This is a genomic window from Eudoraea algarum, from assembly GCF_050589645.1.
Taxonomy (GTDB): Bacteria; Bacteroidota; Bacteroidia; order Flavobacteriales; family Flavobacteriaceae; genus JBNGOQ01.
In genome coordinates, this window is record NZ_JBNGOQ010000004.1 from 325,860 (window position 1) to 351,467 (window position 25,608).

The following is a 25,608-nucleotide window of genomic DNA, read 5'->3' on the forward strand; positions in this document are numbered from 1 at the left end:
CAGTTGGCAGTAAGCGGTGAACAATCGGCAATAAACAATAATCAAGTGGAAGAGGTAGTGAAACGAGGGATTCCTCGCAGGCTCGGAATGACAGATCAATGCGTGTTGTCATTCAGAGCGAAGCGAAGAATCTCAAACCTTTCGCCAGAAAACCAGAAACAGTAGGCAATAGTGAGTTAAGAGTTAATGAATGATGAATTGGCGGTGCGTTCGGCGTATGGCGCGATGCGTTTCATCCGACAGTAGGCAGTGAACAATGAACAATAAACAATTAGCAATGAACAATAAAAATGGTTTATTCTTAAACCTTAAACCTTAAACCTTAAACCTTAAACCTTGAACCTCATACAGTCAACCGTAAAACAAACAGATGAAAAATGATTACATGGATGCCTTTTTCGGAGCGATAAGGAACGGCGATGCCGAAGCCTTGGAACAGCTCATAACTGCACATTCGGAATTGGTAAATTCCAAAGACCAGAGAGGGTCTACACCCTTGATATTGGCCACCTACTACGACCATCGTGATATTGCACAATTGCTATTGGATCATGGGGCCGAAGTGGATGAAAAGGACGCCTCCGGGAATACGGCACTCATGGGGGTCTGTTTTAAGGGCTATACCGAGTTGGCCAAAAAACTGATCGAGCACGGCGCCAATGTCAACGAAAGCAATGCCATGGGGGCCAGTTGCCTAATTTATGCAGCTACCTTCAATCGCGAGGAAATCGCAAAGCTACTCCTTGCCCATGGGGCCGATATCAATGCCAAGGACGCTCGGGGCAACACGGCGCTGGACCATGCCAAGATGCAAGGCATCCCGTCACTTATAGACCTACTGGAAAAAAATGGCGCATAATAAGATCAACCTGAACCACACCATATGTCCAAAGAACTGAAAATAGCATTGTTGCAAGCACCATTGGTATGGGAGCATCCCGAACAAAACAGGGCGAACTTTTCAAGGAAAATAGAAGAAATCACCAAGGAGGTCGATTTGATCATACTTCCTGAAATGTTCACTACGGGCTTTACCATGACTCCAGGGCACATAGATGGGGCCGAGGGCCAAAAGACAATCCAATGGATGCAGGAGGAAGCGAACAAGAAGGACGCTGCGATTATAGGAAGCACCGTCTTCCAAGAGGCCGGGGACTATTTTAACCGGCTGTTTTTTGTAAAGCCCGATCAAACGGTATCGTACTATGACAAGCGGCACACCTTCACCTTGGCGGGTGAGGACAAGATATACCGGGCGGGCTCCGAAAAGTTGATCGTTAACTATCAAGGCTTCGCGATATGCCCCATGGTGTGTTATGATCTACGCTTTCCCGTTTGGGCACGGAACGTTGAAGATTACGATATCCTACTCTATGTGGCCAATTGGCCCAAACCGCGGATTGCGGCTTGGGACACCCTCTTAAAGGCCCGAGCCATTGAGAACATGTGCTATTGCATAGGGGTAAACCGGGTTGGGGAGGATCGTACGGGGCACAGCTATTGCGGACATTCTGCAGTGTATGATACTTTGGGAGAGGAAGTTGTGTTTTCCACCGAGGAAACGGTGCTCCATGCAACACTGCAAAAAGAACATATAGAGGGTACCCGGAACAAACTAAAATTTTTGGAGGATAGGGATGCCTTTACTCTGGGATGATAAAAGTTTCGATCTGTTCCCAATTGGCCCGCATTTCCAAGACACTGGGATAGTAGCTCACCCGTTCGGGCTGTAGCTTCATGAGATAATTTCCTGTATCCCATTTCCCATTCCCATTGGTATCATGGATTACCCGGATCAGATACTTGGCGGGTTCCAGGTTGTTGAATTCGAACGGCGTGGGCCTAGCGGCATAGATTTCCCGTTTAACCCCACCCTGCTCATCGGTCAATTGTACGATCAGGGGATAGCTGACATTTCCCGAAAGATTGAGGCTCAGATTGCCAAAGTCCGCGTAGCTTCCGGTGGAGAGTCCGTAGGATAGCGTATCGTTCTCCGTTTCAAAAAAATCCTGGAACGCCCCGGGCAAAAGTTGCAGTCCATAACGCTGGTTAGGGGCCACATCGAACTCAAAATCCATACGGTTCTTAAGGGTGTCCAGAGAGGCCGAAAACGGCACGGGCACGGAATCCGTGTCGATAATGCTGATTTTAGCCGTATCGATCGTTACGATCGGGGTGTTGGCATTGATATGGAAGGGCTCCCCAAACGGAAAGGTCCCCCTATGGCTGGGAGCCAAAATAAGGGAGTCCGTTGCCAATTTTCGCGTCTTTACCGTAAAGGTGTCCACCACCTTTGCCCTTGTATTACTTACCGTAAAGACCAGGGAATCGATCTCAAAGGGCGTAAACCAAAAATTGAGGGTGTCCTTTTCAGGTTCTTTGGCAATGAGGTTCCTTATGGTATCCGGCAAAACGGTAAGGGGCCGTATGGCTATACTGTCGCCCTGACCCTGATAGCCAAAGATAATCTTGTTGCTGGCCGCAAAATTGGGTACGGAAGCACTGTAATCGGGCACTTCCTTAAACAAATTCAATACGTATATGGAATCGGTGGGCAGGGAAACGGTATCCTTGATAAAGGCAATTTTATCCGTATTCTGATCAAACAGATTGTTTCTGCCTTCATCCTTGATCCCTACCATGGCATATTTTCCTGCTTTTAGGTTCTTAAGCTGAAATATGGTGGTGCTGTCCAGGGTATTGGTGATATAGTAGGGCGGACTTTTATAGATCGTGGAATCGGTATAGGTACTATCCAATTCGTATAGCATAACGCTGATAAAGGCGTCGGCATTCCGGTTAAAAGCGTCCCTGACCACGCCGGAAACGGTTAGTGAATCAATATAGTCTCCCGTGGAAAAGACATAGGTAAGGAAACTATTGGGATTTCCTTCATTGTTGTCCACAATGCTTTGCCCAAAATTCAGCGTATACGTGGTGTTTTCCCTAAGGGTATCCTTAAGTACAATTTCCACATATTTGCTCGCCAATCCCTGCGGACTTAGTTCCGGGGGGTATTTTAAGGGTGGGGATACAACAAGCTGATTTTGAACATCTTCCAGTTTAATGTACTCATCAAAATACAGCCGTATTTTCTTTTCGTTGAAATTAAGGCTCATATTCTCGGGATCTGCCCGTACCAGTTGGGGAGGCGTAATGTCCTTGGGTCCTCCGGAAGGATTGCCCCGTCTTGCACATTGCAGAAAAGCAAGAATGATCAATATTAGAAAAAAGTACGCTAAAAAACGTCGGACCATAGCAAGGACAAAATTCTTTAGGCAAAGAAACAACTAATTTGCAGAACAGTAAAATTACGGGACCATGGCCATGGTGGCGATATACACTTTAACACCCTCGGCCTTTTGCAGGGCCTTCGCACAGACCTCCAAGGTAGCACCGGTGGTGACCACATCATCTATCAAAAGCACCCTTTTGTTCCTGAAATATGTCGTGTCCGATAAGGTATATAAGGCTTTATCGGCATGCCATCTGAACCCGCGTCCCTTTTTGGTCTGTGTCCTTGTATTGGCGGTTTTTAGCAGTAACTGTCCCTCGAAAGACGCATTTAAATGTTGCGCTAAACGTTCACCGAAAAGCGTAAGCTGGTTATAGCCCCTTTTGCGCAATCGATTTTTGTGCAAAGGTACGGGAACAATACAATCTATCCCTTGCAGCACGGGGGATTCCCCAAGTAATTGTCCATACCATTCGCCGAGAAAAGCACCAATTTGTTCCTGGTTTTTATACTTTAAGTAGTGGATTAAACGTTGAACAATACCGTTTTCGGTGTAAATTAGGAAAGAACTGGCCTTTTCAATGGCAATTCTACCGTAAAAAATACGGTCTACCGGGTTTTCATCGATGAAATTGTACTCGGTGAGTGGTAGCTGATTTCGACAAACGGTACACAATAATCGTTCACCTCTGTGCAAGAGTGCATTACAACCAAAACATGCCTCCGGCACTAGGACTGTGTTGATATCATTTAGTATATTTGAAAGCTTGGAATAGAACAAATTTTATTGTAACCTACTTATAAATTACCTTATTGAATGAACCTTCAAGATAACAAATTCAACTATAAGATTATCCTTGCCGCTTTGGTTGCTGTAATCATAGGTATTTTAATAGCCTTTTACTACAGCTATGCGCAATCTACTACCCAAATCAATTTTTTGGAGCAGGAAAAGGGGTTGTTGGTGAAGGATCTTACGTTGATGAAAACGGAGGTAGACCGGCTTTCGGCCTTGAACGAGGTAAATGAGATAGAGCTACAGGACTCCAGGTTTCGTGTACAACAACTTTTGGACTCGGTGGGAAGGTTAAATTTTACGGTAGACAAATTAAGGGAATACAAAAAGGAACTTCGAAAGCTCGAATCTAGGCACGATAGCCTGAAGTTAAAGAACAACTTCCTAAAGTATAACAACATGCTCCTCTCGGACAAGTACGAGGAGACCAACAAGAAAATAGAGGAATTGCGCGGTAAGAGCAGTTCCTTGGCAGAAGCGGAGGCCCAGCTTAGACGAAAGAACAGGGAACTGAGCAAGGAGCTCAGGACCAAGAGTTATCTAAAACTTCGCGATTCCGAGGGCAGTGGTTTCAGACTTCGTAACGGGAAACCCATTAAGACGAACAAGGCATCTACCATTGAGAAGTTAAGAGGATGCGTTACCGTAATTGGCAACCCCAATTCCGGCAGCGAGGAAAAAGTGCTCTATTTTCAATTTCTGGGCCCCAACAAACAGATTATTGAGGATAACGCAAATACCATTTCCGTTAATGGTAATATCTACAGCAAGCGGGTTGAGCTTATCTTTATGGGAGAAGAGGTCAATGTATGTGACGTAATCACCATACCTTCCGGTTCCTTACGGGAAGGAAATTACACGCTCAATGTTTTTGAGGACGAAAAATTACTGGCTTCCTCTGAATTTCAATTGAAATAAATTACTTCGTTTTGGACCAATATTCTATTTTTGCCGCATGGTAAAACAAGAGGACAAGTTCAAGAAGGTCATTTCCCATGCCAAGGAATACGGGTATGTATTCCAATCCAGTGAAATATATGACGGACTCAGTGCGGTGTATGATTACGCACAGAACGGGGCCGAACTCAAAAAAAATATTCGAGAATATTGGTGGAAGGCCATGGTTCAAATGAACGATAACATTGTGGGTATCGATGCTGCCATCTTTATGCATCCCACCACTTGGAAAGCTTCTGGCCATGTTGATGCCTTCAATGACCCCCTAATAGATAACAAGGATTCCAAAAAACGCTACCGGGCCGATGTTTTGATCGAGGACCACGTGGCCAAGATCGAGGCCAAAATAGATAAGGAAGTGGCCAAAGCGGCCAAACGTTTTGGGGATAGCTTCGACAAGGAGCAGTTTCTGACCACCAACCCCAGGGTGGTGGGTTATGCGGAGAAGGCTGCAGCCATCTTAAAGCGCATGGGCCAGTCCTTGGAAAAGGAAGATTTGGCCGATGTCAAGGCCCTGATCGAGGAGCTGGGAATCGTATGTCCGGTATCCGGATCCAAAAACTGGACCGATGTTAAACAGTTTAACCTGATGTTCGGCACCAAACTGGGCGCTTCGGCCGATACGGCCATGGAGCTGTACTTACGCCCCGAAACCGCGCAGGGCATATTTGTCAATTTCCTGAACGTACAAAAATCGGGCCGCATGAAAATCCCTTTTGGAATTGCCCAAGTAGGAAAGGCGTTCCGAAATGAGATCGTGGCCCGCCAATTTATTTTCCGCCAGCGCGAGTTTGAACAGATGGAGATGCAGTTCTTTATTCGTCCGGGTTCACAGAAAGAATGGTACGGGAAGTGGAAGGAGAACCGAATGAAATGGCATTTGTCGCTGGGCATGGGGGAAGAGAACTATCGCTTTCACGATCATGAAAAACTGGCCCACTATGCGGATGCTGCAGCCGATATTGAATTTAAGTTCCCTTTTGGATTCAAGGAATTGGAAGGCATCCATTCACGAACGGATTTTGATCTGGGGAGTCACGAAAAATTTTCGGGCAAAAAACTGCAGTATTTTGACCCCGAGCTCAACGAAAGTTATGTCCCCTACGTCGTGGAGACTTCCATAGGTCTGGATCGTATGTTTCTGGCGGTATTTTCCCACGCGCTTCAGGAGGAGGAACTGGAAAATGGAACGGTGCGTACCGTACTCAGGATCCCCGCGGTCCTGGCACCGACCAAGGCAGCGGTCCTGCCCTTGATAAAAAGGGATGGCCTGCCAGAGATTGCCCATGAAATTATTGATGACCTAAAATGGGATTTCAATGTGAGTTACGATGAAAAGGATGCGGTAGGAAGACGTTATCGCAGACAGGATGCTGCAGGCACTCCCTTCTGCATTACCGTGGATCACCAGACCTTGGAAGACAGGACCGTAACCATTCGTCACCGAGATTCCATGGAACAGCAGCGTGTGGCCATCGATGCGGTACGGAATATTATCGCCGAGGAGGTAGACATGAAAAACTGGCTCAAGAAATTGGCGTAGTTCAAAGCCGATAACTAAGGCCCAAGCTGCCGTAATAGTTTCTGGCATCCCCTGGATTAAAAAAACGGGGCTCCGCGCCACCAAAGCCTACTGCATTGATCAGTACGGATCTTGCGTAACGGGTATTCCACAAATTGTTGATGCCCAGATCCAATTGCATACTAAACTTCTTGGAAAACGCCCGTTTGTACCCTAGCCGCGTATTGAAGACCGTATACGGCTCACTGGAAAGGGTGTTGGCATCTGTCAAGGGAATCGCTCCTACGGTAGTGTGCGCCAGGTTACAATAGAAACCGGCGGTATGATGAAATTGAAGCCCCGAGTTGATACGATGTCGAGGAACTCCGGTCAGCGGGTTGCCCGAAAATACGGTATCGCCATCCACAAAATCCACAAAGCTATGGTCGTTAAGGGTATAGCTGATGAAAGGTGCTATACGCGCTCTGGTACCAAGGGGAATACTGTAGTTCAGCTCGGTTTCCAGACCCTGGTGTTTTGTACTTCCGGCGTTTCTTCCGATAAATTGATCTTCCCCAACGCGTTCTGCCACGAGTAGGTTTTTGACATCCATACGGTAGAGGGCCAGGGTAATCCGTAATCTCCCTTTGTCCAGAAAGAGCCGAGTGCCCAGCTCGTAATTGGTTCCTGTCTCCTGTGAAATATCAGGGTTCAAGGCGCCGTCCGGTGTCAGCGTCTCTTCCAATCCGGGATTGGAGAAGCCGCGACTAATATTGGCGTAAACGAGATGCCCTTTTGAAGCGGTATACCGCAGACTAAAACTGGGAAGAACAATGGGGGGAAAGTCGCGCTCCGCGCTGGTGTTGGCAGCCCCCGTATTAAAGCGATCCCTAAAATCATAAAAGGTATTGTTCAGGCTTAAGCCCGCCTGGGCCTTGAAGCGCGCAGTCAGGGGAACAGTGAGGCCGGCAAACAGATTGTACTGTCTGCGGAACTCCTTGTTGTCCCCGATTTTATCGCCCAGCAAACTGCCATTGCCATCGTTGTCCCGAAATAGGTTTTCAAAGGTTCCCCCATGAAACTCATCCGTATAAAGTTCAGCTCCCAAGTTATATTCCAAAGGGCTGTTACCCGTTCCAAAATTTCCAAAAAAACGTGTCCTTAACCCGTAGCCATTGGTAAACTGGTCCACAATATTGAAGGGTCTGGCCTCAAATTGATCCAAATAGGTGTAGAAGACACTGGTGGTGTTTTCCAATCGACTGGAAAAGACATACGTATGCGAAATCCCCAACAGGGTATATCGATTGCTTTCAAAACCTTGGGCGGCCAACCAGTTGGCGGCAGCCTGACTAGGGTCTTCATCGAAGGCCGATTGGCTTAGGGAACTGGGAATCTGCGCGGTATAGTTAACATGGTTGAGCAACAGGGACATGGAGCTCCGGTCGCTTATGCGATAGGAGGTATGGAGCAAAAAACCATCCCGGTCAAAGCGGCTGTTTTCCCGATACCCGTCGGTCTCCAGATGACCGTAGCGCAAGTTTAAGGTAAGCGGACCTTCCTGATGGTTGAAACCCAGATTGTTTTTGATCAGACCAAAAGAACCTATGGTCAGGTTGTTTTTGAACCGTGTGGCCGCTTCTTCCGGTCTTTGGGTCCTTAGCAATATGGCCCCGCCGAGATTGGTGCCATAAGCCGTGCCCTTGGGACCTTTAATGACCTCGACCTGCCCTAAATTTTCAAGGTCATAGGTCTCTATCGTGGAGAAGCCCGTACCATTGGTGACGGGAATATCATCGTAATACAAGCGGAGCTTATCCGTGCCAAAAGGGGTACGCGCCCCGATGCCACGTATGGTAATTCTATTGGTGTTCAAAGCCCCGGAAAGTATGTATACGCCTGCAATTTGATTGATGGGGGAGATGAGGTCCACGGGACTATAGTTTTGAAAGGCCGTTGGTCCTACTTGGCTAGTCGGTAGGATGCCCAAGGGGTTTCTATGGGCGATGGTATCTAGCAATACTACCTCGTCCAAGGCGGTAATACTGTCCTTTTGGGTTTGCTGTGCACGGCTCATAGTGAGCGCGGCAAGCAAGGCGAGAAAAACTAGGGAGGCCCTGATTATATTCATATACGGGGCCAAAAATAGGGATTAAAACCGAAAACCGACAGATAGGCCTACCCGATACATAAAGGTCTCCTGGAAATCTTCCGGATTCACGTTTCGGCCAAACCCACCGTTGATTTCCAGGGTGAATTTTTCACTTCGGGTCACCCATTTGTTCCCAAGTCCAAGACCAAGGGCCACAGTGCTGTAGTCATTGTTTCGAGCCCCCAGTGTCCCCCCAGCCAAAGTATCGTCCTCACCCGTATAGTAGAGGCCAAAAGCTTCCGCAAAAAAACCACTTCTAGGACCATAACCAAAATAGGCCCGGAAGTTGGGGCCTATGCCAAAATCACCGTTATAGTCCAGCGCATCGTTGTCAAAATAAACGGTACCCCCAAAACTGGTGTCCTCGCTAAAAAAATATTCATAGGAAAAATCGAGTGTCGTCGTGGCCAGAAAAAGGCCGGCATTGAATTTTAGCTCATGGTCGTTCTGGTATCGTGGATAGGCTTGGGCCATGCCAAAATGTGCTGCCATAGTGAATAGGACCAAAATGTAAAACTTTTTCATGCTGTCTGTTTTTACTATCCCTGTAATACAAATCCCGTTCCAAAAGTATAAAATCCAATTTTTTATGCACCAATGCTACCCAGTATATTCCCGATTTTGTTACTTTTAGCTGCTGTAAAATCCACCTAAAAAAGTACTGATGAAAATCGTCTCCTATAATGTAAATGGTATCAGGGCAGCCCTGAACAAAGGTTTTGTGGCATGGCTGCAAAGTGTAGACCCCGATGTGGTGTGCCTACAGGAAACCAAGGCGCAGAAAGAACAATTGGACCTGTCTATTTTTGATCGGGCAGGGTACCCTTTTAATTACTGGTACAGCGCACAAAAGAAGGGCTACAGTGGGGTGGCCATTTTGGCCAAGCGAGAACCGGATCATGTGGCCTATGGTACGGGCATTGACTATATGGACCACGAGGGAAGAAATCTTAGGGCCGATTTTAATGGCGTCTCCGTTATGAGCATGTACCTCCCTTCGGGCACCAATATGGACCGATTGGAGTTTAAGCTGAAATACATGGCCGATTTTCAGGAATATGCCAACCAGTTGCGAAAAGAACACCCCAATCTAATTGTCTGTGGGGATTACAACATTTGCCACGAGGCTATTGATATCCATGACCCCATAAGGAACAAGAACGTATCGGGCTTTTTACCGGTTGAGCGCGAATGGATCGGAAATTTTATGGCCAGTGGTTTTATAGATAGCTTTAGGCACTTCAACAAGGAACCCCATAATTATACCTGGTGGAGCTATAGGGCCAATGCGCGCAATAACAACAAAGGCTGGCGTTTGGATTATGGCATGGTGAGCCAGCCCTTGGAAAGTAGGTTAAAGCGATCCGTAATCCTTTCCGAAGCCAAGCACAGTGACCATTGTCCTATTTTGCTGGAGCTGGAAAAATAGGGGCGGCGAAACCATATCGGACGATAATTTGTACCTTTGCCCGCAAAAATAATTGCTAATCCCTACCTTTTAAATGAAATATACCAAGCTACCGCACACGGATCTTGAAGTAAGCAAAATCTGTTTGGGCACCATGACCTGGGGCCGTCAAAATACCGAAGAAGAGGGCCACCAACAAATGAACTATGCCCTGGACCAAGGCGTGAATTTTTTCGATACGGCAGAACTATATCCGGTTCCAGCAAAAAAGGAGCTGTATGCCGCCACCGAGGAAATTATCGGGAATTGGTTCAAAAAAACAGGAAATAGGGACAAGGTCATTCTGGCCTCCAAGATTGCTGGAAAGGGCGATTACACAAAATTCATTCGAACTACAGGCTTTAGTCGGGATTCCATTATTGAAGCAGTGGAAGGTAGTTTGACCCGTTTGCAGACCGATTATATAGACCTTTACCAGTTGCATTGGCCGGAAAGGGCCACCAACTTCTTTGGGCAACGGGGATATACCCATCAAGTTACCGATTACTGGAAAGACAATATACACCAGGTGTTGGAAACGCTAAGGGATCTGGTCCAAGAAGGAAAAATACGGCATGTGGGCCTATCCAATGAAACTCCCTGGGGCACCATGCGTTTCCTGGAAGAATCCAAGGTGCATGACAGTTTGCCCAGGATGATTACCATTCAAAACCCCTACAGCTTGTTGAACCGTACCTTTGAGGTAGGGTTGGCCGAAATCGCTATCCGCGAAAATATCGGATTAATTCCGTACTCCCCCATGGGCTTCGGCGTGCTCAGCGGAAAATACCTAGGAGGGAAAATGCCGGAAAACGCCAGGATCACCATCTTTCCGAATTACAGCCGCTACAGTGGGGAGACGGCCGTAGCCGCGACCCAACGTTACTATGATCTGGCCCAGGAGCATCAGATGTCCTTGGCGCAGATGGCCCTGGCCTTTGTGAATACCAGACCCTTTGTTACCAGTACTATCATAGGGGCCACCAGTATGGAACAGTTAAAGGAAAATATTGCCAGTATTGAACTGGACTTGTCCGAAGAGGTACTAAAGGGCATAGAGGAAATCCATGGGGCCATTCCCAATCCGGCACCCTAATCCTCTGGGGGCGTATCCACGTCATCGATAAATTGGATAACCCCTTTGAAGTAATTTTCCTGATCATCATATTGGGACAAATGGCTTCCATTGGGGCAAAAAAGATAGGTCCCGTTCTGCACCTGTTTGGACATCCATTCCATATGTGTGGGATCCATGGTATCGTATTTGCTCCCAATGACCAGGGTAGGAACACGTATTTCCTTGAGCCTGTCCTTGATATCCCAGTCCTTTAGGGTGGCGTTGCCCGTTATGCCAAATTCACTATATCCCTGCATGTGCACATAAATTTGGTTGTTGGCGTGCTTTAAGCTGCGCATTACGGCTTCGGGCCATTGGTCGGGCGGACTGCGAAGCACGTGCTCCGTATAGTAGTGTGTGAACAACAGTTCCCCATAGCGCGGGTTTTCATAATCTTCCTTGGCCTCAATGGCCTGTATTTCGGTATACACCTCCGGATCCAATTGGGGCCCCAGGACTTCCTGTGCATAGGCATTGTATTCCGGGATACTGCTCATCATGTTGGAGATGATCAGTCCTTTGAGGTTGTCCTGATATTTTAGCGCATACTCCATGGCCAGCATCCCTCCCCAGGATTGCCCTAGGAGGTAAAAATTGGAAGGGTCCAATTTCAGGGCCTTCCGTACCTGCTCTACCTCTTCTACAAAACGTTCCTTGGTCCAAAGGGAAAGGTCATCTGGTTGATCACTGTAGTACGAACCTAGCTGATCGTAGTAGATATACTCAATGCCCGCTTCCGGGAAATAGCCATCGGCACATTCGTAAAGTTCATGGGTCATCCCGGGGCCTCCATGCAGTAAGAGAACTTTTTTTGTAGGGTTGTTCCCGACCCTTTTGGTCCAAACCTTAAAGGTGCCTTTGTCCGTGCTTATGGGAATCATCTTGATTCCACCGGTGTATTGGTCGTCCCGGTCGGCAAAACTAAAATAGTCAGTGGTGGTGGTGTTCGTTTCTTCCGCCTTTGATGCAGGCTGTTGTTTGCAGGCTATAAGGCATAGAAAAAAGAGGGCGAAGGGAAATAGGTGTCTCATGTTTAGCTGTATTGGATATCCCATAAAGTTAGGGATTATTGTTGATCTTAGCCGAACAATGCCCGTACCACATCCTCTATCTTTGAGGCCAATCGGATTTCTATTTTTGGGTTTTTTAGGGCAATTTTATTGTTTTTGGACACAAAAATGGCGGTAAAACCCAATTTCTCGGCCTCCAGGATGCGTTGATCTACCCGTTGCACCGGGCGTATCTCCCCAGCGAGTCCCACCTCTGCCGCAAAGCATACCCCTTTCTCAACAGGGATATCCGCAGTGCTTGAAAGTATGGCACCAATGACCGCCAGATCAATGGCCGGATCATCTACCGAGATGCCGCCGGTAATATTTAGAAACACGTCCTTGGCTCCCAGTTTAAATCCCGCTCTTTTTTCGAGCACCGCCAGCAACATGTTCAAACGTTTTGCATTATAGCCCGTTGTGGTTCTTTGGGGCGTGCCGTATACCGCGGTGCTTACCAGCGCTTGGATCTCTATCATCAAGGGGCGCATGCCTTCTACTGTAGCAGCTATGGCGGTACCGCTGAGGTCCCCATCGTTCTTTGATATTAAAATTTCAGAAGGGTTGTTCACCTCCCGAAGCCCGCTTCCCTGCATTTCGTAGATACCCAGTTCGGCTGTGGAGCCAAAACGGTTTTTCAAGGCACGTAGAATGCGGTATACATAGTTGCGATCACCTTCGAACTGCAAGACCGTATCTACCATATGTTCCAGAATCTTGGGTCCGGCAATGGTACCATCCTTGGTGATATGCCCGATTAGAATAACCGGGATATTGGTCTCTTTCGCAAATTTGATAAGTTCGGCGGTACATTCACGTATTTGTGAGATGCTACCGGCGGCAGACTCAATATAATCCGAATGCAGGGTCTGGATGGAATCGATAACCACAATGTCCGGGGCCACGGCCTGGATCTGCTGAAAAATATGTTGGGTCTTGGTCTCGGTGAGGACATAGCAGGATTCGCTACCGGGATGTACCCTATCGGCCCTCATCTTAATTTGTTTTTGGCTTTCCTCTCCGGACACATACAGGGTCTTGTATGGAAGTTTTAGCGCAATCTGCAGCAAGAGCGTACTTTTGCCAATTCCGGGTTCCCCGCCCAAAAGCACCAGGGAACCGGGCACAAGGCCACCGCCCAAGACCCTATTGAACTCTTTGTCATGAAGGTCAAGTCGTGTTTCCGTGGCTGTGCTTATCTCATGGACCCTAAGGGATTTAACCGTCTTTTTTGAACCATTTGCACTGGTTTTCCAGGCGGTTTTTTCCTCTTTTTGGATAACTTCCTCCACCACGGTATTCCATTGTTTGCAGGCAGTACATTGTCCCACCCATTTGGCGTACTGCGTACCGCAGTGCTGGCAGAAAAAAGCTGTTTTGGTCTTGGCCATTTCTAGGTTTAAGCTTGCGTCTAAAGATAGAATAAAGTTTAAAAAAAGGGACCGAAAAACTTCAAAAGCTATCGCCGGTGTTTTGGAACAATAAGTACTGCCCCATGCACGTTTCTTCTTTGGGGCATCTTTTAACACATATGATCATGATCAATGGAATTTTGCTTTGGCCCCGTACCTCAAAAATTGTATTTCTTGCTTTTATTTTGGCGATAACAGCCTGCAGTTCCGATAAGGACGCCCCACCGGATCCCGATCCACCGATAGCGTTGTCCGGAGACTGCGCCAGCTTTCCAAAGGCGGATGACAGATTACCAGCCACGATAGCCGCGGAAATACTGGACCTGCATAATGAAAAACGGGCAGAATATTGTCTTCCCCCCTTGGAATGGGACTATAATTTGGCACGCGTGGCCCAATGGTGGGCGGAGACGTCGGGAGCAGATGGTCCCCATAGCGCGATGGCGGACCGATTGGAAAAATACAGGGAATTTTCGGGTTGTGTGGATGACTGCCCTGAATCCATTGGTGAGAATATGCACTGGCGACAACCTTGGGATTTTTTTGATGATAGTTACGTGTCCGGATGGTTGGCCGAGGAACAGGATTCCCCATCGTGCAATAGGGGCGGGGCCCATTATACCCAAATGGTATTTGAATTGGCCACCAAGGTAGGTTGCGCCGCGTTCATCGATGCCGATGGACGGTTACATTTTATCTGCGAATACGATAAATGGCAGGGCGCTTACGACCCGGTCTTTCCAGATGAAAACTGTGGATGTGGTGGAAGGCAATGGGAGAAGGCCAAGCCTTGTGACTAGGCCGGAGTTAAGCCCAGGAGCTATACTGCTGATCAAATGCCAGGGCTGGGAATCTCAAGGATAGAAAGGAATCAATACCCAAAATCGGCCTTTAGGGCGTCCATTTTGTCCAAGGCCATTTCCTTGGTAAGGAAATCTATCTCCTCCATACCAAAGGCTTTTTCAAAGGTACGCAGCGCTTTTTTGGTCTCCCCCATTTCCTCGTAATATTCCCCTTCAAAATAAAAGCCCAACATCGTCTCGGGAAATTCGCGCTTACAGAGATCGGACAGCGGTTTCAAGGACTCAAAATCGTCTTTTTTCCGGCAGCCGGCATAAATGGCCATGATATCGTTCAGTTCTACTTGCTTTCGGAACCCGAACAGTTCTTCGAGTTTGGCGTATTTTTTTTCCAAATAGTCATATACAGGCTCTTCGGAGGCCAAGATGTTTTTCCGGTATTCCTTTGGACTGATGGGCCTGAACATATCAAAAGTCCTGTCCCAGGCCTTGCCGATGCCGTAAGTGGCCACGGATATCTCGTTTGCCGATGGATATTCGTCAAAATAGTAGTTTAGATTTTCTTTATCCAGGACCTTAATGGCCCGATCCATCTGTAAAGTGGCCTTTTTGTTATCGTCGTTGTTGCCCCCTACCACGAGGTGATAGAATATTTGCTGATCTAGGGCACTGAGTCTGGCCGGCACCCTGCTCTCCATTTCCGGCGCCAGGAGCGGCGCAATACTGATATAGGCGTTAAAGAGCGACTTCTCCTTGAATAGGTAGTAATTGCCAAAATTGGCGGTAATATCAAATCCTACGATCATTTTAAAGGGAGCCACGGAATAACTGGTCTCCAAATAAGGAATGATCTCCATGCCCAGAAACTCAAAAAACAGCTTCCCTTTTTCCGTGGGCAGCCCGGTATCCGGTTCGTAATCGCAGTCCTCCAGTCGCAGATCGTTCTTGCTCTGGTGAATACCTACCACGATGGTTTCCGGCATTCCTTGAAACTTACTGTAAAACTTGGAGGTGGCCACTACCTGATCAAATAAGTAATCCCCGTCCAAAACGACTACCAAGGGGTATTTTTTCTCCTCGGAATAATCTTCCGGAAAATAATAGGAAACATCCCTTCTTTCCTGAAGCTTAAAGGATTCAAAGATTTCCTGGGTCACCTGGGCACTCAATCCCAAGGACATGATACATGCTAGAAGGGTCAACAAAGATCTCATAAGCTGTTTTTTGGTGTGGAACACTACCGGTTTCTGTTCAATAACGGTAAGACCAGAAAAGATATTGCACCAAAAACAACGACCATTAAAGTTTGGGCGATCCACATAATCCAGCCAAAGGCGTCCCCGGATACCGCGCTTATTCCAAAAATGGCAAGGGACCCGCTCACGGCAATGGGGTAGAGCCCTATGCCCCCATTGGTAGCGGTCATGGCGAAGGCCCCGGCTACAAAGGCGACCAGGAGTTCGCCCAAGCTAAGGTCCATGGTTTCGGGCACCGTAAATTTTATCACCCAGAACATGGCAATATAGGCAGACCAGATAAACAGGGTATGCAAAATGAACCCCCATTTATTTTTTATTTTAAAAACGCTGAAAACACCATCCAGGAGGCCTTTTACGAAGGCCTTCAATTTAAGGGCAAGATTTGAATTGGATCTGCGCACAAAAACCAGAAACAACAGCGCCCCTAAGATGCCTGCTCCGGCCAATAAGAGTAAGCCATTAAGATCAAACCCCCGGTCCTGGAAAAATTCCAGGATGATATCCGTTTGTAAAAAAAGCGTGATGCCGATGACCAGCATAAGCATGAGCAAATCAATGACGCGCTCGGTGACGATAGTCCCAAACCCCTTCTCAAAGGGCACTTTTTCATAGGTAGCCAAGGCAGTGGCCCGGAGTATCTCCCCAGACCTGGGAATGCCCAAGTTGGCAAAATAGGCCAAAAGTATGATCAAAATGGTATTGCTTATTTTGGGCCTATAACCCAAGGGCGCCAATAGGTAGTTCCATCGTATGGCACGCGACACATGGCTGAGGATTCCTATACCTACCGAAAGGCCTACCCAAAACATATCGGCCTCCCGAATATACCGCAGGATTTGTTGCCGGTCTTCCGGAGAGGTGATGGTGTACGAATACCAAACCAGAAAAACCCCCAAACCTATGGGAATCACTGTTTTAAGGATCTTTTTTAAGGAGGCGTTCAAAATTAGTTCAAAAGATTGTTTTCCTCATTGGGGAATACCAAAGCGGGATTGAATTTTTTAGCTTCTTCCAAGGCCATCTGTGCATAGGTGATAAGAATTAGCACATCACCTACCGCCACCTTCCTGGCCGCAGCACCGTTCAAGGTAAGCTCACCACTACCTCTGGGACCTGGAATGGCATAGGTTTCCAAACGCTCCCCATTGTTGTTGTTCACGATTTGTACTTTTTCGCCCCGAACAATGTTTGCAGCATCCATTAGGTCCTGATCAATGGTAATGCTACCTATATAATTTAAATCCGCACCCGTAACCTTTACGCGATGGATCTTTGATTTTAGTACTTCTATTTGCATGGCACAAAGTTAATCAATTACAATGCGATATTATCTATTAGCCGTATGCCCTCGGCATAAACGGCAACAAAGGCTCGGTATTTTTTGCCCTTTTGTTTTCGCGTTAACGGTCTTAGGGTAGTGGCGTCCGCAATTTGAATGTATTCCAAGGTCAATCGAGGGTTCTGTTCAAATTGACGGGTTACCCATTCCTTTACCTTAAAGGCGCTTTTTTTGGCGAACCTTTCCTTTGCCTTCAACAACGTCCGATAAATAAAACCGGCCTCCTGGCGGCCTTCTGTGGACAGTCTTTCATTTCTGGAACTCATGGCCAGCCCGTGCGGCTCCCTGACGATGGGGCAGCCAATGATCTGCACCGGGATTTCTTTCAGTGCCACCAGCTTTTGTATGATCAACAGTTGCTGAAAATCCTTTTCTCCAAAGTAGGCCCTGTCCGGACCTACGGCCTTCAACAATTTCTCTACCACGGTGCCTACCCCGTCAAAGTGCCCTTCCCTGAACCGCCCTTCCATCAACATATCCAAGCCGTTAAAATTAAAAGTCTCGGATTGTGTACCCTCCGGGTAAAGTTCTTTTACGGAAGGAGCAAAAATCAGGATATTGTCCGATATCGCCTCCAGTTGCGCGACATCACTTGCCATGGTCTTGGGGTATTTTAAGAGATCTTCCTCATTATTGAACTGCGTAGGGTTCACGAAAATACTCACCACGACTTGGTCATTTTCCAAGATGGCCTTTTTAACGAGGGAAAGATGCCCCGAGTGCAATGCCCCCATAGTTGGAACCAGACCAATGGTATGGTTTTTGGTGCTGTTTGACCGAAGATGGGAATTTAGTTTCCTTTTCGTGCTGAATACCGGCATAACAATTTTTAAAGCGAGCAAACTTACTATAATTACAGCTAATCTGCATAATTTTTGTAATTTTGCAGCTACGTTTCCGCGATAAATAAAATAAAGTCTTTATGAATGGTAAAAAGATATTGTTTGTATCTTCAGAATTAGTACCCTACCTGCCAGAGAACGAAGTTTCCTTAATGTCTTACGAAGCACCAAGAATGGTCAACAGCAATGGGGGCCAGATAAGGATATTTATGCCCAGATTTGGGAATATCAATGAAAGGAGGCACCAACTCCATGAAGTGATCAGGTTATCGGGGATGAATCTGGTAATCAACGATATGGACATGCCCTTGATTATAAAAGTGGCTTCTATACCAAAGGAACGGATCCAGGTCTATTTTATAGATAACGAAGAGTATTTTAAACGCAAGGCGACCTTTACCAATGAGGAAGGTGCTTTGTTTCCGGACAACGACGAACGGGCCATTTTCTTTGCAAAAGGGGTGGTGGAAACGGTTAAAAAATTAAACTGGTCACCGGACATCATCCATGTACATGGCTGGATGGCTTCTTTGGTCCCGCTTTATCTAAAACAATATTATGCAGATGAACCCTTGTTTGCGGACAGCAAAATAGTTACCTCTGTTTACGGAAGTGGCTTTGACGGCGAATTGGATGCCGAATTACATAAAAAAATCGCTTTTGACGGGATTGCGGAAGAACAGATAAACGTACTGCAGAGCCCTGACTATAATAATTTGTTAAAAGTCGCGGTAGATTTTTCCGATGCTGTTATTTTAGCGGCGGAAGAAATTCCGGAAGAGTTACAACAATATATTTCCAACCTCCAAAAACCTGTGTTGCCATATGTTTCCATACAAGAATTTGAGGAAGCCTATGCGAATTTTTATAACACCGAAGTCTTAAAATAATTTTCATGAGTTTTTTGAATAGAATAAAGCTCCCTGCACTGGCAGGAACCCTTCTTATCATGGTCTTGTTTTCTTGTGAGGAGGAGCTTACCTCCGTGGGCGAAGGTGTAATTGGAGGGGAGCCTTTTGTGACAGACCGTGCCGTTTTTGACGTTTTTGCCTACAACAAAGGAATCCAGGCCGTGCAGACCAATAGATTGCCACTGTATCAATTGGGGCACTTCAATGATCCCGTCTATGGGAATACGGAAGCGCAGATCACTGCCCAAGTGCAACTGTCTGCAGCCAACCCGACTTTTGGGTTATCTACGCAACAGGTGGAGGATGATTCCGATACGGACGACGATGATAGCACTATACGGGAAAATGAGACAGTAAAAGAAGTTTTTTTATACATACCTTTTGAAACCAATAGTTCCGATAGGGACGGGGACGGCGTGGATGATGAATTTGATGCTGACCCTTTGGACGCCAATAGCGATAGCGATGGGGATGGCCTTACCGATTCCCAAGAAGCTATTGATGGCACGGATCCACTGAATACCGATACCGACGGGGACGGAATTACCGATGATGAGGATGAATCTACCTTGGGCCAGCGGTTTCCAAGACGATTCGACCTCGATAGCATTTATGGCAACCGGGAGATGCCCTTTAATCTACGGGTGGCACGTTCTACCTTCTTTTTACGCGATCTGGACCCCAATACCAATTTTGAGGAATCGCAGGAATATTTTTCTACCCAAGAGTTCTCGCCCACCTTCGTTTCCGATGTGCTCTTTGATGGGGAGGTGACCATTAGCAATGAGGAGTTCTTATTTTTGGTAGAAGAAGATGACCCAGATACGGAAGTAAACGAAATAGGTTCCGTGGAAAGCCGACTTGCTCCTGGGATACGAGTACCGTTAGACCCTGCCTTTTTTCAGACCAATGTGCTGGACAAAGAAGGGCAATCCGAGTTGTTGAGCCAGGCCAATTTTGCGGAGTTCTTTAGGGGGATTCATCTGGCAATTACTTCGGGAGATGTTCTGTTGGGACTGGATCTGACGGCAGATGCCGTAACCATAGACATCGTTTATGATTACGATCGGGTAGATACCAATGGCACGGACGATACGGCAGACGATACCATTGAAAAGGTAGAGAGCACCTTTCAGCTCAATTTGTTGACCCTGAACACACAGACCGGGGCCCTAGGAGGAAATGCGGTGAACACCTTCATAAATGATGCATACCCTGCTTCAATTACGGATAATTTGGACACGGGGACCAATGCCTCCAGGGTCTATGTAAAAGGCGGTGCCGGAACCTTTGCGGAAATTAGGCTGTTCGATGAAAACCTAGGACGGGAAACGATCAATGAGATCAAGGCCAACAATTGGATCATCAATGAGGCAAATCTTGTGTTTTATGTAGATCGGACCACCTTGGACAGCGCTCCGGGAACGGTAATAGAGCCTCCAAGACTATACCTTTACAATGCGGAGACCAATGTACCCCTTTACAATCCCTTATTCGATGTGGCTGATCCCAATCCCTTGAACTCGTTTCCCGATTACGATGGTATTTTGGAAGAATCCAATGGCCAGGGTGTTAAGTATACGGTTCGTATCACGGACCATATCAACAACCTGATTGTTAGGGATTCCACCAATGCGATCTTGGGCCTTGCACTTACCTCCAATATTAATGTCATTTCCGCTGCAGGGGCAATGTTGGAGAATGGGGAGGAGAGCAACATTCCGATTATGTCTACCATCAACCCTTTGGGCACTGTGCTTTTTGGCAGCAATGTGGCCCCTGGCGAAGAAGATATGAAACTACAACTGGAGATTTTTTATACCGAGACAAACTAGTCCTTATATACCACTAGTAGGAATTATCCGTTATATATCCAAAACTTTACATGGTTTTTGAATGCATCGCTTAAATTTGCAATGGAAAAAGCGTGAAACCAACCATAAAATACAGTGAATTATGTGTGGAATTGTAGGATATATGGGGCACCGAGAGGCCTACCCCATCATCATAAAGGGTTTACAGCGGTTAGAGTACCGCGGTTATGACAGTGCTGGGATAGCCATTTTTGATGGGGATACCATTAATTTGTCCAAAACCAAGGGTAAGGTCGAAGACCTGAAGAACAAGGCCAAAAGTACCATGTCGCTTAATGGCAATTTGGGCTTGGGTCATACCCGATGGGCCACCCATGGTGTTCCCAATGATATAAATTCCCACCCACATTACTCCAACTCGGGCGATTTGGTCATTATCCATAATGGAATTATAGAGAATTATGAATCCATCAAAAAGGAGTTGACCAAAAGGGGATACACCTTTGAATCGGATACCGACACCGAGGTACTGGTGAACCTGATCGAGGAAATCAAGAACACAGAGGAGGTGAAACTGGGCCAGGCAGTTCAAATTGCCTTAAACCAGGTGGTAGGCGCATACGCCATTGCCGTCTTTGACAGGCAGAAACCCGATGAAATCGTGGTGGCCAAGCTGGGAAGCCCTTTGGCGATTGGGATTGGGGAGAATGAATACTTTGTGGCCTCGGACGCTTCCCCCTTTATTGAGTTCACGAACAATGCCGTCTATTTGGAGGATGAGGAGATGGCCATAATTCGGTTGGGAAAAGAGATTAAACTCCGAAAGATAAAGGACGATGCCATTGCCTATCCCAATATTTTGGAATTGAAGCTCAACCTTGAAGAGATTGAAAAGGGAGGGTACGACCATTTTATGCTCAAGGAAATCTATGAACAGCCCAAGGCCATTTTAGACACCTATCGTGGGCGTTTATTGGCGGATAGAGGTTTAATACGGATGGCGGGAATCGATCAGAACCTCGAGAAGTTTTTGAACGCGGACCGTATAATCATTGTAGCTTGTGGCACGTCTTGGCACGCCGGCCTAGTAGCGGAATACATTTTTGAAGACCTGGCCAGAATCCCGGTAGAAGTAGAATACGCATCGGAATTCAGGTATAGGAACCCGGTGATTACCGATCGCGATGTGCTTATAGCGATATCCCAATCAGGGGAAACTGCAGATACCCTGGCGGCCATAAAGCTTGCCAAACAGAAAGGGGCGTTTGTGTTCGGGGTATGTAATGTGGTAGGGTCGTCCATTGCCAGGGAGACCCATGCAGGGGCTTATACCCATGCCGGTCCGGAAATTGGGGTAGCCTCAACAAAGGCATTTACCACGCAAATAACGGTGCTTACCTTAATCGCCTTAAAACTGGCCAAGGAAAAGGGTGTTTTTTCAGAATCAAAGTTCCATGAGTTTTTAACGGAATTGGAGAATATTCCTTCCAAGGTAGAGCGCGCTTTGGAATTCAACGGTTTGGTAGAGCACATATCGGAGGTGTACAAGGATTCTGCCAATTGCCTGTATCTGGGCAGGGGATACAATTTCCCCGTAGCCCTTGAAGGTGCCCTAAAATTAAAGGAGATAAGTTATATTCATGCAGAGGGCTATCCTGCCGCCGAAATGAAGCACGGGCCAATTGCGCTTATTGATGAACAAATGCCGGTTTTTGTTATAGCGACCAAAAAAGGCCATTATGAGAAGGTGGTAAGCAATATTCAGGAGATAAAGTCGAGAAAGGGAAAAATCATCGCTATCGTAACCGAGGGGGATGAAAGCGTTAAGGCCTTGGCAGACCATGTCATAGAGGTCCCCGAGACCTTGGAAAGCCTTACGCCCTTGTTGACCACTATTCCCCTACAGCTCTTGTCTTATCATATTGCGGTCATGAGGGGTTGTAACGTGGACCAGCCGCGTAATCTGGCAAAGTCGGTCACCGTGGAATAAGAAGGACAATACAACACTATTAGTATGAAAAGTCGTGAAAATATTCACGACTTTTTTTGTATTTTTAAGGATAAGCTACAGTAAGTCCATTTTTTTTGCCAAAATAATATTATGCATGCATAATTTTTTTCTTTTTATTGTTATTGAAATAAAAAAAAATGTAACTTGTCCGGCAAACTAATTTAACTCAAAATTAACATGAGAACACTATTATTTTTATGCTTTCTAATATGCGGCATGATCGGGTTTTCCCAAACCACGGTCAATGGAAAAGTGGTTGATCAGAATGCGGAACCCGTTCCTGGGGCCAATGTTGTTATCATTGGAAAGGCAGTAGGCACGGTCACGGATTTTGATGGTAATTTTGTTTTGGAGACTTCGGAAATCCCCCCTTTCCAACTAAGGATAACCAGTGTAGGGTATTCCGATTTTATAGTGGACGTTACATCCAACAATCAAACCCTGGCGATAACTATTTCAGAAGTACAAACCCTGTTGGACGAGATAGTGGTTTCCGCGTCCAGAACACCTGAACGTATTTTTGAATCCCCGGTTTCGGTAGAGCGCTTTGGCCTAAAGGATATCCAAAGCACCACGGCAGAATCCTTTTACGGCGGCCTGCAAAATCTTAAGGGAGTAGATATAAATACCAATAGTTTAACCTTTCAATCTATCAACACGAGGGGATTTGCCACCTTTGCGAATACCCGTTTTTTGCAGTTGGTAGACGGGATGGACAATTCAGCGCCCGGACTTAATTTTGTGCTCGGTAACCTTGTGGGGATGTCCGAGTTGGAAGTACAGAGCGTAGAGATCCTGCCCGGAGCTTCCTCGGCCCTATACGGTGCAGGTGCCTTTAACGGAATCCTGTTCATGACCAGTAAGAATCCTTTCGATTTTCAGGGTATAAGCGCTTATTTTAAAACGGGGATTACCTCCCAGTTGGCGGCGGGCGATAACGATTATTACGATTTGGGTATACGGGTGGCACATGCCTTTAGCGATAAATTTGCCGTAAAGGCCAATTTTTCCTTTTTAAGGGGAGAGGACTGGCATGCGGTTAGGACAGATGACATCAACAATCCCGGGTTTACCCGTGCCGATCCCGCCTATGACGGTTTAAATATTTATGGCGATGAGGTAAGTACGCTCCTTAATTTTGATGCGGCAGCAGGATTTCCCACGGGAACAGTGGGTAGCGCCGTAGTTTCCAGGACCGGTTATGCCGAAGGCGACCTTACCAATTACAACGCTGAAAGTGTAAAGACCGATTACTCGGTGCACTATAAACCTTTTGGGGATGATTTTGAAATCCTGTACAATGGACGTGTAGGTAGAGGTAATACCATTTACCAAGGGGCCAATAGGTATGCCGTGACGAATTTTATTTTTCAACAACATAAGATAGAGATACGCAACGATAACTTTTTTCTGCGGGGATATATTACCTCTGAAGGTTCGGGGGATTCCTATGACACCCGCTTTACAGGGATTAATATTAACCGGGCATGGAAAGGGGATACCCAATGGTTCACCGAGTATGCCCAAACCTACATCCCTACCTTTTTGGGAGGCTTCCAGGGCGGACTTTCCAGGGAAGATGCAGCGACCCAGGCACATGCCGCAGCACGCGTAGCTGCAGATACGGGGAGGTTTATGCCAGGAACCCCGGAGTTCCAAGCCGCGTTCAACCGCATTACTTCAGATGGGGACTTGAACACCGGATCAAAGTTTATAGACAACACCAAATTCCGTCATGTGGACGCGAATTACAATTTTAGTCACCTTACCAGAGAAGTGGCCGATATACAAATAGGGGGCTCTTTTAGGGAATATGACCTAAGATCCCAGGGGACGATCTTTACCGATATCGATGGTCCTATTACCTATAATGAATTTGGAGCCTATTTGCAGATACAGAAAAAGTTGATGGATGAACGTTTAAAGCTGACCGGTTCTATCCGATATGACAAGAACGAATTCTTTGATGGCTTTTATTCCCCCAGAATTTCGGTGGTATACACGGCCGGCAAAAATAGAAACCAAAACTTCAGGGCCTCGGTACAACAAGGATTTAGAAACCCTACTACCCAGGACTTGTTTATTGGGTTAAATGCCGGTAGGGCCGTACTTGTGGGATCGGCTCCGGACAACTTGGATAGGGATATACGCACGTATACCCTTAGCGATGTAGGTGCCAACACAGTTGGTGCTACCACGGCTACGGTGGTGGGCAGGGCCGCTTATGAAAATGCCTTCTCCCTAAACTCGGTCAATGCGGGTACACCCACAGCTGTCAACACCCCGATCGTACAACCCGAGGAGATTACCGCCTACGAGGTGGGGTACAGGGCACAGTTGGGTAAGGTTACCATTGATTTGAGCGGCTACTACAATAGATATAAGAACTTTATTTCCAATACTACGGTCATCGTTCCTTTTTATGGACAGGCAGGGGATAACGCACTATCATTGCTAGCCTTGCAGAACGGGGACTTTTTCCCATATCAGACCTACACCAACTCGGAGGCCGATATTGAGTCGTACGGAGCCACCTTGGGTGTAGACGTTAAGGTTTTAGGGAATTTTGATTTAGGCGCCAACTATACCTTTGCCGATTTGGATTTCAACCAAGCGGCGTTTCCAGATTTTAGGACCAATTTCAACACACCCAAGCACAAGGCTAAGGCCTCTTTTGGCCATACCGCGCTCTTCGAAAATTTTGGTTTTAATATCAACTACCGATGGAGCGATTCCTATGAATGGCAGGCCACTTTTGCCGATGGCGACATTCCTGCCTACACCGTTTTGGATGCACAGGTCAATTATACCGTTCCTAAGATCAAGTCGGTTTTCAAGGCCGGGGCCTCCAATCTTTTGGGGGACGAATATTTTACCGCTGTAGGTACCGGTTTGATTGGTTCCATATACTATGTCTCCTGGACCATAAACCCTTAAAAAGGGGGAAGAATGAAAATATGGAAGGG

At 46.8% G+C, this 25,608-nt stretch carries 21 protein-coding genes; 11 read left to right on the forward strand and 10 right to left on the reverse strand.

Translation table 11 applies throughout. The annotated features are described in order from the left end of the window. Nucleotides 1-370: 370 nt before the first annotated feature. Both ACRD67_RS16590 and ACRD67_RS16595 read left to right on the forward strand, forming a co-directional pair. Nucleotides 371-859, forward strand: coding sequence for an ankyrin repeat domain-containing protein (locus tag ACRD67_RS16590; protein ID WP_430968345.1), 489 nt, complete (start codon nt 371-373; stop codon nt 857-859). Nucleotides 860-883: 24 nt separating this feature from the next. After that, nucleotides 884-1,657, forward strand: a complete 774-nt coding sequence (locus ACRD67_RS16595) for an amidohydrolase (protein ID WP_430968346.1) — start codon at nt 884-886, stop codon at nt 1,655-1,657. Here ACRD67_RS16595 and ACRD67_RS16600 read toward each other — a convergent pair. Beyond that, nucleotides 1,644-3,257: an Ig-like domain-containing protein gene (locus tag ACRD67_RS16600; protein WP_430968347.1), complete on the reverse strand. Its 1,614-nt coding sequence runs from the start codon at nt 3,255-3,257 to the stop codon at nt 1,644-1,646. The genes ACRD67_RS16595 and ACRD67_RS16600 overlap by 14 nt on opposite strands. Nucleotides 3,258-3,311: 54 nt before the next feature. Then, entirely contained in the window at nt 3,312-3,965 is a 654-nt protein-coding gene (locus ACRD67_RS16605; RefSeq protein ID WP_430968348.1) for a ComF family protein, read from the reverse strand. A gap of 87 nt (nt 3,966-4,052) precedes the next feature. On the opposite strand from ACRD67_RS16605, the gene ACRD67_RS16610 reads away from it, so the two are divergent. Together ACRD67_RS16610 and ACRD67_RS16615 are read left to right on the forward strand one after the other, a co-directional pair. Next, nucleotides 4,053-4,949 carry a hypothetical protein gene (locus tag ACRD67_RS16610; protein WP_430968349.1) on the forward strand — a complete coding sequence of 299 codons (897 nt, stop codon included), beginning with the start codon at nt 4,053-4,055 and terminating at the stop codon, nt 4,947-4,949. Nucleotides 4,950-4,986: 37 nt separating this feature from the next. Next, the gene (locus ACRD67_RS16615; RefSeq protein WP_430968350.1) at nt 4,987-6,531 is read left to right on the forward strand and encodes a glycine--tRNA ligase; all 1,545 of its coding nucleotides are present in this window, start codon (nt 4,987-4,989) and stop codon (nt 6,529-6,531) included. Nucleotide 6,532: 1 nt separating this feature from the next. Here ACRD67_RS16615 and ACRD67_RS16620 read toward each other — a convergent pair whose 3' ends face one another. Together ACRD67_RS16620 and ACRD67_RS16625 are read right to left on the reverse strand one after the other, a co-directional pair. Continuing rightward, nucleotides 6,533-8,620, reverse strand: coding sequence for a TonB-dependent receptor family protein (locus ACRD67_RS16620; protein WP_430968351.1), 2,088 nt, complete (start codon nt 8,618-8,620; stop codon nt 6,533-6,535). Nucleotides 8,621-8,641: 21 nt separating this feature from the next. Then, nucleotides 8,642-9,166 (reverse strand): hypothetical protein, encoded by a 525-nt coding sequence (locus ACRD67_RS16625; RefSeq protein ID WP_430968352.1) that lies wholly within the window; start codon nt 9,164-9,166, stop codon nt 8,642-8,644. A 139-nt stretch (nt 9,167-9,305) separates the two neighbouring features. On the opposite strand from ACRD67_RS16625, the gene ACRD67_RS16630 reads away from it, so the two are divergent. Both ACRD67_RS16630 and ACRD67_RS16635 read left to right on the forward strand, forming a co-directional pair. Continuing rightward, entirely contained in the window at nt 9,306-10,070 is a 765-nt protein-coding gene (locus ACRD67_RS16630) for an exodeoxyribonuclease III (protein WP_430968353.1), read from the forward strand. 73 nt (nt 10,071-10,143) lie between these two features. After that, on the forward strand, nt 10,144-11,184 hold the full coding sequence (locus ACRD67_RS16635; RefSeq protein WP_430968354.1) for an NADP(H)-dependent aldo-keto reductase: 1,041 nt from the start codon (nt 10,144-10,146) through the stop codon (nt 11,182-11,184). On the opposite strand, the gene ACRD67_RS16640 is transcribed toward ACRD67_RS16635, so the two are convergent. Both ACRD67_RS16640 and radA read right to left on the reverse strand, forming a co-directional pair. After that, a complete protein-coding gene (locus tag ACRD67_RS16640; RefSeq protein WP_430968355.1) occupies nt 11,181-12,236 on the reverse strand; it encodes a proline iminopeptidase-family hydrolase in 1,056 nt (351 codons plus the stop codon). The genes ACRD67_RS16635 and ACRD67_RS16640 overlap by 4 nt on opposite strands. A 47-nt stretch (nt 12,237-12,283) precedes the next feature. Then, nucleotides 12,284-13,645, reverse strand: coding sequence for a DNA repair protein RadA (gene radA / locus ACRD67_RS16645; RefSeq protein ID WP_430968356.1), 1,362 nt, complete (start codon nt 13,643-13,645; stop codon nt 12,284-12,286). Nucleotides 13,646-13,791: 146 nt separating this feature from the next. On the opposite strand from radA, the gene ACRD67_RS16650 reads away from it, so the two are divergent. Beyond that, nucleotides 13,792-14,466: a CAP domain-containing protein gene (locus ACRD67_RS16650; RefSeq protein ID WP_430968357.1), complete on the forward strand. Its 675-nt coding sequence runs from the start codon at nt 13,792-13,794 to the stop codon at nt 14,464-14,466. A gap of 71 nt (nt 14,467-14,537) precedes the next feature. Here the strand turns inward: ACRD67_RS16650 and ACRD67_RS16655 are convergent, their stop codons facing one another. From ACRD67_RS16655 to panC, 4 genes are read right to left on the reverse strand one after another with little or no spacing between them, the layout of a single operon-like run. Then, nucleotides 14,538-15,680 carry an alpha/beta hydrolase gene (locus ACRD67_RS16655; protein WP_430968358.1) on the reverse strand — a complete coding sequence of 381 codons (1,143 nt, stop codon included), beginning with the start codon at nt 15,678-15,680 and terminating at the stop codon, nt 14,538-14,540. Nucleotides 15,681-15,703: 23 nt separating this feature from the next. After that, nucleotides 15,704-16,669 (reverse strand): lysylphosphatidylglycerol synthase transmembrane domain-containing protein, encoded by a 966-nt coding sequence (locus ACRD67_RS16660; RefSeq protein WP_430968359.1) that lies wholly within the window; start codon nt 16,667-16,669, stop codon nt 15,704-15,706. 2 nt (nt 16,670-16,671) lie between these two features. Then, nucleotides 16,672-17,022: an aspartate 1-decarboxylase gene (panD, locus tag ACRD67_RS16665; protein ID WP_430968360.1), complete on the reverse strand. Its 351-nt coding sequence runs from the start codon at nt 17,020-17,022 to the stop codon at nt 16,672-16,674. A 17-nt stretch (nt 17,023-17,039) separates the two neighbouring features. Next, complete coding sequence (gene panC, locus ACRD67_RS16670) at nt 17,040-17,885, reverse strand: pantoate--beta-alanine ligase (RefSeq protein ID WP_430968361.1); 846 nt, start codon at nt 17,883-17,885, stop codon at nt 17,040-17,042. 101 nt (nt 17,886-17,986) lie between these two features. On the opposite strand from panC, the gene ACRD67_RS16675 reads away from it, so the two are divergent. The 4 genes from ACRD67_RS16675 to ACRD67_RS16690 all read left to right on the forward strand — a co-directional run bounded on the left by ACRD67_RS16675 (nt 17,987) and on the right by ACRD67_RS16690 (nt 25,579). Next, nucleotides 17,987-18,796 carry a glycogen/starch synthase gene (locus ACRD67_RS16675; RefSeq protein ID WP_430968362.1) on the forward strand — a complete coding sequence of 270 codons (810 nt, stop codon included), beginning with the start codon at nt 17,987-17,989 and terminating at the stop codon, nt 18,794-18,796. A 5-nt stretch (nt 18,797-18,801) separates the two neighbouring features. Further along, nucleotides 18,802-20,652, forward strand: coding sequence for a DUF4270 family protein (locus ACRD67_RS16680; protein ID WP_430968363.1), 1,851 nt, complete (start codon nt 18,802-18,804; stop codon nt 20,650-20,652). A 121-nt stretch (nt 20,653-20,773) separates the two neighbouring features. After that, on the forward strand, nt 20,774-22,621 hold the full coding sequence (glmS, locus tag ACRD67_RS16685; protein WP_430968364.1) for a glutamine--fructose-6-phosphate transaminase (isomerizing): 1,848 nt from the start codon (nt 20,774-20,776) through the stop codon (nt 22,619-22,621). Nucleotides 22,622-22,819: 198 nt separating this feature from the next. Continuing rightward, nucleotides 22,820-25,579 (forward strand): TonB-dependent receptor, encoded by a 2,760-nt coding sequence (locus ACRD67_RS16690; protein WP_430968365.1) that lies wholly within the window; start codon nt 22,820-22,822, stop codon nt 25,577-25,579. The last annotated feature ends 29 nt before the right edge of the window (nt 25,580-25,608 follow it).